Annotated in this window: 15 protein-coding genes; 1 reads left to right on the top strand and 14 read right to left on the bottom strand. The window is 41.9% G+C overall.

Annotated features, from left to right (window positions below; genetic code table 11):
* From SC428_RS20950 to fkpA, 9 genes are all read right to left on the bottom strand, one after another.
* A partial coding sequence (locus SC428_RS20950; protein WP_318710235.1) for a GTP-binding protein occupies window positions 1–638 on the bottom strand: 638 nt, incomplete at its 3' end.
* A gap of 77 nt (window positions 639–715) precedes the next feature.
* The gene (gene fusA / locus SC428_RS20945) at window positions 716–2,848 is read right to left on the bottom strand and encodes an elongation factor G (protein WP_070929361.1); all 2,133 of its coding nucleotides are present in this window, start codon (window positions 2,846–2,848) and stop codon (window positions 716–718) included.
* Window positions 2,849–2,931: 83 nt separating this feature from the next.
* A complete protein-coding gene (rpsG, locus tag SC428_RS20940; protein ID WP_004262486.1) occupies window positions 2,932–3,402 on the bottom strand; it encodes a 30S ribosomal protein S7 in 471 nt (156 codons plus the stop codon).
* Between the two features lie 98 nt (window positions 3,403–3,500).
* A complete protein-coding gene (rpsL, locus tag SC428_RS20935) occupies window positions 3,501–3,875 on the bottom strand; it encodes a 30S ribosomal protein S12 (RefSeq protein ID WP_004923923.1) in 375 nt (124 codons plus the stop codon).
* 135 nt (window positions 3,876–4,010) lie between these two features.
* Window positions 4,011–4,298 carry a sulfurtransferase complex subunit TusB gene (tusB, locus tag SC428_RS20930; RefSeq protein WP_070929362.1) on the bottom strand — a complete coding sequence of 96 codons (288 nt, stop codon included), beginning with the start codon at window positions 4,296–4,298 and terminating at the stop codon, window positions 4,011–4,013.
* A 20-nt stretch (window positions 4,299–4,318) separates the two neighbouring features.
* Window positions 4,319–4,678: a sulfurtransferase complex subunit TusC gene (gene tusC / locus SC428_RS20925; protein ID WP_070929363.1), complete on the bottom strand. Its 360-nt coding sequence runs from the start codon at window positions 4,676–4,678 to the stop codon at window positions 4,319–4,321.
* Between the two features lie 7 nt (window positions 4,679–4,685).
* A complete protein-coding gene (tusD, locus tag SC428_RS20920) occupies window positions 4,686–5,087 on the bottom strand; it encodes a sulfurtransferase complex subunit TusD (RefSeq protein ID WP_318710198.1) in 402 nt (133 codons plus the stop codon).
* Entirely contained in the window at window positions 5,084–5,788 is a 705-nt protein-coding gene (locus SC428_RS20915; protein WP_070929365.1) for a transcriptional regulator, read from the bottom strand. Before SC428_RS20915 ends, tusD begins: the two co-directional genes overlap by 4 nt.
* Window positions 5,789–6,196: 408 nt before the next feature.
* Window positions 6,197–6,949 (bottom strand): FKBP-type peptidyl-prolyl cis-trans isomerase, encoded by a 753-nt coding sequence (gene fkpA / locus SC428_RS20910; protein ID WP_070929366.1) that lies wholly within the window; start codon window positions 6,947–6,949, stop codon window positions 6,197–6,199.
* Window positions 6,950–7,289: 340 nt separating this feature from the next.
* On the opposite strand from fkpA, the gene SC428_RS20905 reads away from it, so the two are divergent.
* Complete coding sequence (locus SC428_RS20905) at window positions 7,290–7,511, top strand: SlyX family protein (protein WP_070929367.1); 222 nt, start codon at window positions 7,290–7,292, stop codon at window positions 7,509–7,511.
* Window positions 7,512–7,608: 97 nt separating this feature from the next.
* On the opposite strand, the gene SC428_RS20900 is transcribed toward SC428_RS20905, so the two are convergent.
* The 5 genes from SC428_RS20900 to kefG form a co-directional block, all read right to left on the bottom strand.
* Window positions 7,609–8,958 (bottom strand): aryl-sulfate sulfotransferase, encoded by a 1,350-nt coding sequence (locus SC428_RS20900; protein WP_070929368.1) that lies wholly within the window; start codon window positions 8,956–8,958, stop codon window positions 7,609–7,611.
* A 228-nt stretch (window positions 8,959–9,186) separates the two neighbouring features.
* Entirely contained in the window at window positions 9,187–9,783 is a 597-nt protein-coding gene (slyD, locus tag SC428_RS20895) for a peptidylprolyl isomerase (protein WP_070929369.1), read from the bottom strand.
* Window positions 9,784–9,870: 87 nt separating this feature from the next.
* Window positions 9,871–10,074: a YheV family putative zinc ribbon protein gene (locus tag SC428_RS20890; protein WP_070929370.1), complete on the bottom strand. Its 204-nt coding sequence runs from the start codon at window positions 10,072–10,074 to the stop codon at window positions 9,871–9,873.
* 11 nt (window positions 10,075–10,085) lie between these two features.
* Window positions 10,086–11,891: a glutathione-regulated potassium-efflux system protein KefB gene (gene kefB / locus SC428_RS20885; RefSeq protein WP_070929371.1), complete on the bottom strand. Its 1,806-nt coding sequence runs from the start codon at window positions 11,889–11,891 to the stop codon at window positions 10,086–10,088.
* Window positions 11,891–12,445, bottom strand: coding sequence for a glutathione-regulated potassium-efflux system ancillary protein KefG (kefG, locus tag SC428_RS20880; RefSeq protein WP_070929372.1), 555 nt, complete (start codon window positions 12,443–12,445; stop codon window positions 11,891–11,893). Before kefG ends, kefB begins: the two co-directional genes overlap by 1 nt.
* Between the last annotated feature and the right edge of the window lie 267 nt (window positions 12,446–12,712).

Genomic DNA, 12,712 nt, shown 5'->3' with positions numbered 1-12,712 from the left:
AGCAGGAATGGCTTGTCAATTGCACGCTCTGGCTCTGGGATGTAGCTATCCAGTGCTTCTGCTAATTCAACAATTTTCGCTTCCCACTCTGGGTTGCCTTCCAGCGCTTTCAGAGCTGAACCACGGATAACTGGAGTGTCATCGCCTGGGAAATCGTACTGAGACAGAAGCTCACGAACTTCCATTTCTACCAGTTCCAGCAGCTCTTCGTCGTCTACCATGTCACATTTGTTCAGGAAAACGATGATGTAAGGAACACCAACCTGACGACCTAACAGGATGTGCTCACGAGTTTGTGGCATAGGACCATCAGTCGCAGCAACAACTAGGATTGCACCGTCCATCTGAGCAGCACCAGTGATCATGTTTTTAACATAGTCGGCGTGTCCTGGGCAGTCTACGTGTGCGTAGTGACGAGTAGGAGTATCGTATTCTACGTGAGAAGTAGAAATGGTGATACCACGCGCTTTTTCTTCTGGTGCGTTATCGATTTGATCGAATGCACGAGCGCTACCGCCGTAAGTTTTTGCCAGAACAGTAGTGATTGCTGCTGTCAGGGTAGTTTTACCGTGGTCAACGTGGCCGATTGTACCAACGTTAACGTGCGGTTTTGAACGTTCAAATTTTTCTTTAGACACGACTCTATTCCTTATGGAGTTCCCACTTCACTATAAAGAGGGAACTTAATTAAAGTAGTTAAATCGATTAAAACCGATTATTTAGCGTTACGAGCTTCGATAACAGCTTGTGCAACGTTGGTTGGTGCTGCTTCGTACTTCAAGAACTCCATAGAGTATGAAGCGCGGCCTTGCGTTTGTGAACGCAGGTCAGTAGCGTAACCAAACATTTCTGACAATGGTACTTGTGCACGAACAATTTTGCCAATACCACCGACCATGTCATCCATACCTTCAATCATACCACGACGACGGTTCAGGTCACCAATAACGTCGCCCATGTAGTCTTCAGGTGTTTCCACTTCAACTTTCATGATTGGCTCAAGCAGAACAGGTTTTGCTTTTTTGAAGCCATCTTTAAACGCGATCGATGCCGCCAGTTTAAACGCCAGTTCAGAGGAGTCAACATCATGGTAAGAACCGAAATGTAGACGAACACCCATGTTAAGAACTGGGTAACCAGCCAGAGGACCTGATTTCAGCTGCTCTTGAAGACCTTTATCAACCGCAGGGATGTATTCAGTTGGAATTACACCACCCTTGATTTCGTTGATAAATTCGTAGTCCATTGCCTTGCCGTCTTTGTCTGTTTTGTCCAGTGGGAACATGTCGATAACAACATGACCATACTGACCACGACCACCAGACTGCTTAGCGTGCTTACCTTCGATATCGGTAACTTTCATTGTGATAGCTTCACGGTAAGCAACTTGTGGTTTACCTACGTTCGCTTCAACTTTGAACTCACGACGCATACGGTCAACTAGAACGTCCAAGTGCAATTCACCCATACCAGCGATGATGGTTTGACCCGTTTCTTCATCACTTGATACGCGGAATGATGGATCTTCTTGAGCCAAACGGCCCAGAGCGATACCCATTTTTTCTTGGTCAGCTTTAGTTTTTGGTTCAATTGCAACAGAGATTACTGGCTCTGGGAATTCCATACGTTCTAAGATGATTGGCGCATCAACTGCACACAGAGTATCACCTGTAGTAACATCTTTCAGACCGATAGCAGCCGCGATGTCACCAGCGCGAACTTCTTTGATCTCTTCACGCTTGTTAGCGTGCATCTGAACGATACGACCAAAACGTTCTTTTTTGGATTTAACTGGGTTCAGAACAGTGTCACCTGAGTTAACAAAACCAGAGTAGACACGGAAGAACGTCAAGTTACCAACAAACGGGTCGGTTGCAATTTTAAATGCTAAAGATGAGAATGGCTCATCGTCACTTGCGTGACGTTCAGCTGGAGTATCTTTACCATCATCCAGAATACCTTTAATTGCAGGTACATCTGTAGGTGCTGGTAAGAACTCGATTACTGCATCCAGCATCGCCTGAACACCTTTGTTCTTAAATGCAGAACCACAGGTAACCAGGATAATTTCGCTTGCAAGAACGCGTTGACGAAGAGCAGCTTTGATTTCAGCTTCAGACAGTTCATCACCGCCCAAATATTTTTCCATCAGCTCTTCTGATGCTTCTGCTGCTGACTCAACTAAGAAGTTGTGCCATTCTTCAGCTAGATCTTGCATATCAGCAGGGATATCTTCGTATTCGAAGGTAACGCCCTGATCTTCATCGCTCCACTTGATCGCTTTCATTTTGATCAAGTCAACAACACCAGTGAAGCCTTCTTCAGCACCAACAGGCAGTTGTAGTGGAACTGGGTTTGCTCCCAAACGCGTTTTCAGTTGATCAACAACGCGCAGGAAGTTAGCTCCCATACGGTCCATTTTGTTAACGAACGCGATACGTGGAACTTGATATTTGTTAGCCTGACGCCATACAGTTTCAGACTGTGGCTGAACACCACCAACTGCACAGTAAACCATTACTGCGCCATCAAGAACACGCATTGAACGTTCTACTTCGATTGTGAAGTCAACGTGTCCTGGGGTGTCGATGATGTTAACACGGTGTGGCTCGAACTGTTTTGCCATACCAGACCAGAATGCAGTAGTCGCAGCAGACGTGATAGTGATACCACGCTCTTGCTCCTGTTCCATCCAGTCCATTGTTGCAGAACCTTCGTGCGTTTCACCAATTTTATGGTTTACACCTGTATAAAACAGAATACGTTCAGAAGTTGTTGTTTTACCGGCGTCGATGTGTGCACTGATACCGATGTTACGATAGCGTGATATGGGCGTTTGACGGGCCATTTTTTCCTCTCTCGTGGGCGTTCAATTCATCATATAAAGGGTAGCGAAAGGCTACCCTAAGAAGCATCACTAATGTGGCGAAATTACCAACGGTAGTGAGCGAACGCCTTGTTAGCTTCTGCCATACGGTGAACGTCTTCACGTTTCTTAACAGCAGAACCTTTGTTCTCAGCTGCATCCGATAATTCGTTTGCCAGGCGCAGAGCCATTGACTTATCACCGCGTTTACGAGCAGCATCAACGATCCAACGCATTGCCAGAGCATTACGACGAACCGGACGAACTTCAACAGGAACTTGGTAAGTTGAACCACCAACACGGCGAGATTTAACTTCGACAGTCGGACGCACGTTGTCTAGTGCTAGTTCGAATGCGTCAAGTTCAGTCTTACCAGAACGCTGAGCCAGGGTCTCAAGCGCGTTATATACGATTGCTTCAGCAGTAGATTTTTTCCCGTCTACCATCAGGATGTTCACAAACTTGGCCAGTAATTCTGATCCGAACTTAGGATCTGGAAGAATTTTACGTTGACCAATTACGCGACGACGTGGCATGGATATTACTCCGTTGTTAATTCAGGTTTGCCCAAAACTCTATTAGAGTATTTTGACATTAAGATTAAAAATGTTTGGCCTTACTTAACGGAGAACCATTAAGCCTTAGGTTTTTTAGCACCGTATTTAGAACGGGCTTGTTTGCGGTCTTTAACACCAGAACAGTCCAGTGCGCCGCGAACGGTGTGATAACGCACACCTGGCAAGTCTTTAACACGACCGCCACGGATTAGGATTACGGAGTGCTCCTGCAAGTTGTGGCCTTCACCACCAATGTAGGAAGAAACTTCATAACCGTTAGTTAAACGAACACGGCACACTTTACGTAGTGCTGAGTTAGGTTTTTTAGGAGTGGTGGTATATACACGAGTACATACGCCACGTTTTTGCGGGCAAGCTTCCAGTGCTGGAACGTTGCTTTTAACAACTTTCGAGCTACGAGATTTGCGTACCAGCTGATTAATAGTTGCCATTATTAAAAAAGCTCCTGGTTTTTTGCTTCGTAAACACGGATTTCGACCTCGTTCGCCAGCATGACGATACACGAGGACGCGAAATTTTATTGCCGACTGGCTCAGGTGTCAAGAAATATACAACTTTTAACCCATTTATAGGGCAAAATGTTGTTTATGGCTCACAGTTAGTTGAACAAAATCCTGATATGAGGCTAAAGTTACCTGCTCTGAAATCATATACTGTAAGCCCCGCGCATTAACATCTGCACTTAATGCGTAGATTGGTACACCTTTTTTTTGAAGTTCACCTAGATGGGAAGATTGCCTAATTGCGGCAACAACACCATCTTGCAGTAGTAATACAGCATCATTAGGCGTAATTAGCCTTAATATTGCCGTGAAGTCACACTGGAAAGGTGAAGCGGCTATAGTATAAAGCATAGAAAAGATCCTACAACAGATCAAAATTTAAGCACAACATCAAAGTCAGATAATTTATCGCGAATTTGTGTCGAACTGATGACAGTTGCTTCCACCACCCATTCGCTGTGCTCGCTAATCCCTCTTTCCGCTAATGAATCCGCACAGATATAAATTTTATCAATGTCGTAGAGAGGAAGAACTTTAAATGTTGAAATATAGTCTCTTGCCAATATTTCTTGAGGGCTTTGATGAGCAAGCAATTGGCAAACACCATCAGAGAGAAAAAAGACACTGATATCTTCAGTCAATGCGGATGTGGCTAATAGCGCATCCAGCCCTTCACGACCACTGTTATTTCCATGGGGCATTGATGTAAAAACAAAGGCAAATTTTTTCATGTCAGCCTCAGAAACGGATGGTTCGGTCTGCTATCATCATTGCCTCAGCTAAACTTCCTAGCCCACTCATGGTAAAACCGGCACCTAAGTTGTTTGATGGCAATCTTAATAGTTTAGCTTGCTCATCATCAACAACTCCTCGACGAAGTGCCGCAGAAACGCAAATGTGCATTTCACAGCCCGCGGTTTCGGCCAGTTGCTGCCATGCTTTAACTAAATTGAACTCATCATTGGCGGGGGAGGTTAATTCGTTCGCATTTGCCACTCCTTCACTATAAAAAAAGAGTGTTTTTAAGCGGTGCCCTTCTTTCAGAAGAGCACAAGCAAATTGATAGGCGCTGGTCGCTTGCTGAGTGCCATAAGCAGGCCCCGTTACTAACAAGCAGTATGTGAGAGGTTGTTGACTCATTCCTCACTCTTAAATTGGCGAATATAAAGATAAACCGTATGTTTAGAGATATTTAAACGATCTGCGACTTGGTTGATCGCATCTTTAATATCAAAAATACCTTTTTCGTACAGGTTGAGTACAACTTGCTTGTTTTTCGCATTGTTTGATACGTTACGATCTGCTCCCACCTCTTCAATCGTAAATTCTAATGTTTGTGCAACAAGATCATCGACTGAAGAAGCAAAGTTAACATCAGAAGTAATTTCTTGTTTTTCTTCTGGAACAAAACTTTTAATAATTTCAGAAAATGGAACATCAAGGTTCATATTAATACACAATAGCCCGATAACACGCTGATGACGGTTACGGATAGCTATTGTGACTGATTTCATTAAATCACCACTTTTCGCTTTGGTGAAATAGGCCTTAGAGACATTTGATTCTTCATCAGCCATATCATGCAGCATACGTAATGCGAGATCAGTAATTGGTGATCCTATTTGACGCCCAGTATGTTGCCCATTGGCTATTCTGACGGCTGAACATTTTAAATCTTCCAATGAATGAAGGACAATTTCACAATGTGCACCTATCAACATAGCTAAGCCATCTACGGCGGCTTCATATGATTTTAAAATTTCATGGTCAACCGCGGTAAAAGGCTCGTTATTTAATAAATTAATATCACTGTGATCATTCGAAAGTACTGAGTTAGACATTTTTAAACACCATCCTTCAAGTGTAAGCAAATTCGCCATACTGACGAATGAAGCGTTAATTGTTCGATGCTTTGAGCTTCATTGCATTGTTCGCGGTCAGCAAATATGACGATAAATAATTAGGCCGAATATACTGAAGGTAAAACTACGAAGGGCTGACGTCAAGCAGTTGCGTGCAAGACAGTTTGTTTTATCACAAGTTTTAAACAAAAAAAGTCTTATTTTTAGCAAGTTTTTAAAATATTGAGCGGAGACTAAACTGGTTATAATTTTCTTATATACATATTAATAATCAATTGATTACTCATTAACCATAGTATTTCTAGGCCAAATAATTAGAGGTGCAATAAATGCACCTCTAATGAAGACACTCAAATTTCGCTGAGTCTTTGCCCTATTGTTGGCAAATTATTTTGTAGCTGGTTTGATATCTAGCAATTCAACATCAAATACTAGCGTTGAATTTGCAGGAATACCAGGAACACCGTTTTCACCATAAGCCAGCTCAGCAGGGATCACTAATTGGATTTTTCCGCCTTTTTTCACATTAACTAGACCTTCAGTCCAACCTTTGATGACTGAATTTAATGGGATAGTCAGTGGCTCATTGCGTGAATATGAGCTATCAAACTCAGTACCATCAGTTAACATACCTTTGTAGTTAACAACGACAGTATCCTCAGGTTTTGGCTTAGCACCAGTACCTTCTTTTTCGATTTTATACAGTAAGCCTGATTTTGTTTTAACTACGCCTTTTTCTTTCGCATATTTTTCGCGGTACTCAGCACCCGCTTTTTCATTAGCCGCTGATTCATCTTTCATTTTCTTTTCAGCCGCTTGTTTAACTTGGCCTTCAAACTGACGTAAAGTTTCTTCCACTTCAGCATCAGTCATTTTGCTTTTGCCGTTGAAAGTATCTTGAACACCAGCCAGAAGCTGAGCTTTATCTAGGTTTACACCGATGCTTTTTTGCTCTTCCAGTGAGTTTTGCATATAGCGCCCTAAAGACGCACCTAATGCATAGGCATTGCGTTCTTCGGCTGATTTAAATGCGCTACTCGTTGGCGCTTTAGCAGTAGTTTCCGCAGCCATTACTTGTGGAGCAGTAAATGCCAATGCTAATGTTGTTGCCAGAAGACTTGCCTTAAACAGTGATTTCATCCTAATCTCCGATATCTATTATAGGTATATGTTGTTACTTATTGTCTGTCATTCAGTATATACTGGTTATACTTTAATGTGGCAGCGTTGTTGACTACATGCTATTACGCCTGATCACAATGTTTTCTATGCACCTAGCGACTCAATCACTGGTCGCCTAGCCGCACCTCGAATGATTAAAGTATAGAAAAGAATTACAGAATACAGATGGCTAGTTAGACAACATTACCAAAAAGAGGTTTCAGCGCCTATCTGTTTAACTAAAACTTATCTATTGATTTGTAATGTTCGGTTATTACGATGATTAATTTATGATGAAAAACCATAAGGAGCACTAAAAATGGATTCATCGCAGGCTTTTGAACAGCGCCTTGAGCTTTTAGAGAGTAAAGTTGCTTTCCAAGAACTCACGATAGAGCAACTTAACCAAGTAATCACGGATCAGCAAATGCAATTATCCAAATTACAAGAACACATACGTATCGTGGCAGAACGACTAAAATCCTCTCAATCTTCTCACTTAGCAAGGCCTGAAGAAGAAACACCACCGCCTCACTATTAGATAAATTCAAGTAGCTAAATCTATAAATGGATTGCTGATTTAGCTCATTTCAAGTTTCAAAAAGTGAGTTGACCTCTCTAATAGCGAAATAATCTATTTATCCTTTGATATGAAACCGCCTATTATCAATGTCAGGTAATGCTATCTCACTTCCCTTGCTGAGTTGAGGAAGCCAATCATAGGGAACACGGTATGCTCGATAGATCTTATTATGCGCTTCCAGACCAGAAGATTGGTATGGCGAAATATATTCCCAAACAATTCTATTTTCTTTGGTGACTTCAATAAGCCGCCCATTACTTCCTTCGGTAATTAACGTATTTCCATTTAACAGTCTTTGGGCACTACTCACGTGAGGGCTATAAAATTGGTATTTATTTATTGTTACTTTCGCGCCCTGCTTCGTTCCCTGTTCATTTGCCGAATATTGCCAAATAATTTCAAAACTAATTGGATCAATTTCCAGCACGCGAGAATAGTCTCGACACGCATTTTTTAAACCATCAGATGAGTTTGGTGTCGATTGCCCATAACCCGCTTTCCAACCGTTATCAAATAGCAAAATATTTCCAGCACCAGGCAATCCTTTTGGGATGAGATGTGCGTGATGTTGGCCAATAATCCAATCTAAATGTTTGAACCTTGCTTCTGTATAATCAGGGCCTATTTGCCAAACAACTTTGCCTGTTTGACGGCTGGTGATACCAACAATATTGGCCTCGCGGGAACTCCAAATAATATTATCTGGATGGAAATTTTGATGACCGTTATCGAAGTGTTTATTGGGACCAAGACGTGACAGGCTGTTAATATGTAAGTAATCGCCTATTTCACCATGACTTATCAAATTAGGATTATGATAAATCACCTTTTTCGCTATCTGATCAAAACCTAATTCGAAAAAATGGTCGTTAAATGCCCATTCCCAAATAATATTTCCCTGCCAATCGATCTCCACAATGACATCATCTAATAGTGGTTTATTGGAGATTTGTTTATTTTGAATATTACGATGACAAAGTAATAAACTATTGCCAGAATCAGTTTTTGCTAATAATTCAGGGGAGTAATAACCAACAGGGTTACCTTCACGTTGGTAATCATGATGTGTTCTTGCAGACCAAGTTGTTATTCCGAATTCATCAACCAAACGTTCAAAACGATCAAATGACCAAATAACATTGCCATACCAGTCTAATTGCACAATTTTTTTGTCTTCATGACATTGAAAATTGTGTTCGATTTCACTGCAACAAAGTAAATCTCCGTTAGGTAACATTTTACTAAGAGCACCTAACGCTTTTGGCCAAGCATGGACCTCATTACCATTCATATCAATCAATACGGCACCTTTATTATTTGCCGTATTAAATAATGTATAGCCATTCCATGTTTGATCTTTTTTATAAATAGTTGTTTTTGTAGGATAAACAGACGGGCACCCCATGATTTATTCCCTATTAATGTTAATAAAATAAACAGTAGAACATCGATAGCGAAATAATAATTTAATCGAAGAAAAACAACGAATAACAAAAAAATTTAGGCCTATAACAAGATTAAAAACACCATAAACAAAAAGGCCTCCATTAATTGGTTACCCAACTCTTGGAGGCCTTTTATAGATCGGGTGTTAAGGAGTTAATCTCTTATCACCTATGATCGATGACTATCATTAGTGGCAACCACAGCCGCCATGTTTGTGACCGTGACCTTCACCGCCACCACAGCAACCACTTTCTTCGCCATGGCTATGACCATGACTACCACCGCAGCAACCACCTTCATGGTCGTGATCGTGGCCATCAGCACCGTGTACGTGGCCGTGAGCCAACTCTTCTTCTGTTGCTTCACGGATTGCCATGACTTCAACATTAAACTTCAGGTTTTGACCCGCCAGCATGTGGTTACCATCGACGATAACTTCATCACCTTCAATACCTGTAATTTCAACAGGTACTGGCCCCATGTCTGTGTCAGCTAAGAAACGCATACCCACTTGCAACTCTTCAACCCCCATAAAGACATCTTTAGGAACGCGTTGAACTAAGTTGTCATCGTATTGGCCATAAGCGTCGTCAGAGGCAACTTCAACATCAAAATGATCACCAACAGCACGACCCTCTAATGCTTTCTCTAAACCAGAAATTAAAGAACCACGGCCATGTAGATAGTCAAGTGGCGCATTCGCCGGAGACTCATCAACTAAAACACCATCTTCTGTTCTTACTTGATAAGCCAAGCTGACTACCAAATCTTTTGCTACTTTCATGACATCTCCTACTACCCATAGGGGGAAAAATTTTGTCGATTGTACCGGAAAACAAGACTGCTGTATTGAAAATTGACAAAATTCCCCTTATTCAGGTGTAAAAATACCAATGACTTGTTCCTGTTTTCTCACATGAGGTGTTGCAGTGTCATCAACTTGGCGTTGCTGATCGCCGCAATTGACACATTCAACCACATCAATTTTATCTTCACGCCACATCATCAGTGTGTCTTGTGATTGGCATTTAGGGCAAACTGCCCCTGCGATAAATCGCTTACGTGTTGACGACATAATACTGCCCTTTATTCATCATGGTTCCAGTTATGGGGCTGGCGATGCTCCCTTAACATCTCTTTTTCAAATAGTTCATTCAGCTCTCGTCGCGCCTCTTTAACTCGAGAAACTTGACCACTATCCCCTTCATTTTCAGGAATAATCTCTCTTAAAGTGCGCATATCTAATCGACGGAAATGCTGTTTAGCTCGATAAGCTTTATGGGGGTGCATACCTGTACTAATTAATGCCTTACTGCCTAATTCTAAAGCACTAGAGAACGTTTCACGGCTAAAATCTTGAACACCATTTTGTAATAATTCATGGGCTTCTACCCGCCCTTTTGCTCGAGCGATAATATGTAAATTAGGAAAGTTTTCTTGGCATAAGTGTACAATTTCCATTACTTCTTCAGGTACATCACTGGTGATCACAATGGCTTTTGCCTTTTCAGCGCCTGCCGAACGTAATAACTGCAATTCACGTGCATCACCATAGTAAACCTTATAACCATAGCGGCGCATGGTGCTGATTGCTGTGACATCCTGCTCAAGTACGGTAATTTTTACTTTATTCGCCATCAATAAACGCCCCACAACCTGCCCCATTCGGCCAAAACCAACTAAAATCACATGAGGATCGTTATCTTCAACAAAGGGCTTTTCATTTGAAACAGGATGACGGTTATAACGATAGTTGAGATATCCATCGATTAATTGCATTACTAATGGCGTTGTCATCATAGAGAGTGTGACAACCACTAAGAGTAAATCCATTTGCCTTTCATCAATCACGCTTGCTCCTGATGCGGTGGCAAAAATCACAAATGCAAATTCACCACCTTGGCTTAATACCCCTGCAAATTGGGCTCTTGCGCCATTACGCAGTTTAGCTATCCAACTGAGGATATAAAGGACCAACGCTTTAACCGCAACTAGCAGCAATACTCCTAGTAAAACTTGCGGTAAATAACTCCATAGAATTTGTAAATTCAACGACATCCCTACTGAGATAAAAAATAACCCTAGTAGTAGCCCTTTAAATGGCTCAATATTGATTTCTAATTCATGGCGAAATTCGGTTTCAGCTAACATGACCCCCGCCATAAAAGTACCGAGTGCCATTGAAAAACCAAGGCTCTCCATAATCAGAGCTGAACCTAGCACGACCAATAATGCCGCAGCAGTGAAAATCTCATGAACACCTGATTTGGCAGCTAAACGGAACATCGGACGTAATAAATAGCGTCCAACGACCCATAAACCAACAAAGGCAATCACTTTTAAACCAATACGGTACCAATCACTGCTTGCAGTATCACCCGCTAGTAATGGGATCAGTGCCATAATAGGGATCACTGCCATATCTTGAAACAGCAATACAGAGAAGCCAAGTTGACCACTCTCTTTATTCGACATTCCTTTTTCATTCATCAATTGTAAGGCCATCGCTGTTGATGACATCGCCATACCAAGACCACCGACGACTGCTGCTTGCCAAGAAAATTTTGCCAATAATAGCAGGCCTGCCATGATAGAAGCGGTCACCACAACTTGAGCGGTCCCCACCCCAAAAATAGAGCGACGTAGTTCCCACAATTTAGAGGGTTTGAGTTCCAAACCAATCAAAAACATCAGGAAGACTACCCCCATTTCAGAAAAATGGAGAATATCGTCTACATTGCGAATAAAACCCAATGCGAATGGGCCGATCACGATCCCAGCCAATAAATAACCGAGAACGGCGCCCAAGCGGATCTTCTGTGCTATAGGCACCATCACCACACCAGCACAGAGGAAAATAATTACTGATTCAAATAAATTAAGTTGCTCCATCAGGATAAGCCCCCTATTTGCAGAGGCTGCTGTAACCATTCACGGTATCCCGCAATAATTTCCTGTAGATGCTCTTTACGCTGCCTACGTGCAGCATAAATAATATTAGGTTCTAACCATTGCATATCGCACATGGCTGCCGTTAACTCAAATGGACGTAAAATCTCACTTAGCGGGTAGCGGTTATACCCACCATGTTGATACGCCTCTTGAGGCTCTCCCGTCGTTATAATCGAACGCCAATATTTGCCTTTTAGTTTTTGATACCCCATATCTGTTGCAAAACGACGCGTTAATACTCTATCGAACCACTCTTTTAATAGGGCTGGGCAGCTATAAGTATAAAGAGGATGTTGGAACACAATAATGTCAAATTGACAGACTAATTTTTGTTCGGCATTCACATCTATAAAATAGTCTGGATAAATCGCATAAAGATCATGAACCGTCACATGCTCTAAATCCTTAATGGCATCAAGCAATGCTTTATTAGCGACGGATTCTTCAGGGTCTGGATGTGCATAGAGCACTAATACTTTCGGCTTATTTGACATCTTTCCCTCCTCAAAGGCGTGTCAGACGGATAATTTTCCGTTACCATGCTGCCTGCATATTACTTTTATTTTATACTCTAAATAATTCGAGTTGCAGGTAGACGACAAACGAAGGTAGGCGGGAAACATAGATAAACTATGTAAGGTGAGCGTAGCATAGCCACTTATACCTCAATGAAAAGCCCTGCGACTTGAAGTATAACGAGTGCACACCTACACATTTTCGTATGGTCGTATACCAGCTGAAAATTCTAGGGTATTTATTAT

It is taken from the genome of Providencia sp. 2023EL-00965 (genome assembly GCF_033550225.1).
GTDB classification, from domain to species: Bacteria; Pseudomonadota; Gammaproteobacteria; order Enterobacterales; family Enterobacteriaceae; genus Providencia; species Providencia manganoxydans.
This window is presented reverse-complemented; position numbering and strand designations above follow the sequence as displayed.

What these genes read in the sequence shown, in the direction of transcription:
- fusA (WP_070929361.1), bottom strand. Translation starts at nt 2,848, where the DNA reads ATGGCCCGTCAAACGCCCATATCACGCTATCGTAACATCGGTATCAGT.
- rpsG (WP_004262486.1), bottom strand. Translation starts at nt 3,402, where the DNA reads ATGCCACGTCGTCGCGTAATTGGTCAACGTAAAATTCTTCCAGATCCT.
- rpsL (WP_004923923.1), bottom strand. Translation starts at nt 3,875, where the DNA reads ATGGCAACTATTAATCAGCTGGTACGCAAATCTCGTAGCTCGAAAGTT.
- tusB (WP_070929362.1), bottom strand. Translation starts at nt 4,298, where the DNA reads ATGCTTTATACTATAGCCGCTTCACCTTTCCAGTGTGACTTCACGGCA.
- tusC (WP_070929363.1), bottom strand. Translation starts at nt 4,678, where the DNA reads ATGAAAAAATTTGCCTTTGTTTTTACATCAATGCCCCATGGAAATAAC.
- tusD (WP_318710198.1), bottom strand. Translation starts at nt 5,087, where the DNA reads ATGAGTCAACAACCTCTCACATACTGCTTGTTAGTAACGGGGCCTGCT.
- SC428_RS20915 (WP_070929365.1), bottom strand. Translation starts at nt 5,788, where the DNA reads ATGTCTAACTCAGTACTTTCGAATGATCACAGTGATATTAATTTATTA.
- fkpA (WP_070929366.1), bottom strand. Translation starts at nt 6,949, where the DNA reads ATGAAATCACTGTTTAAGGCAAGTCTTCTGGCAACAACATTAGCATTG.
- SC428_RS20905 (WP_070929367.1), top strand. Translation starts at nt 7,290, where the DNA reads ATGGATTCATCGCAGGCTTTTGAACAGCGCCTTGAGCTTTTAGAGAGT.
- SC428_RS20900 (WP_070929368.1), bottom strand. Translation starts at nt 8,958, where the DNA reads ATGGGGTGCCCGTCTGTTTATCCTACAAAAACAACTATTTATAAAAAA.
- slyD (WP_070929369.1), bottom strand. Translation starts at nt 9,783, where the DNA reads ATGAAAGTAGCAAAAGATTTGGTAGTCAGCTTGGCTTATCAAGTAAGA.
- SC428_RS20890 (WP_070929370.1), bottom strand. Translation starts at nt 10,074, where the DNA reads ATGTCGTCAACACGTAAGCGATTTATCGCAGGGGCAGTTTGCCCTAAA.
- kefB (WP_070929371.1), bottom strand. Translation starts at nt 11,891, where the DNA reads ATGGAGCAACTTAATTTATTTGAATCAGTAATTATTTTCCTCTGTGCT.
- kefG (WP_070929372.1), bottom strand. Translation starts at nt 12,445, where the DNA reads ATGTCAAATAAGCCGAAAGTATTAGTGCTCTATGCACATCCAGACCCT.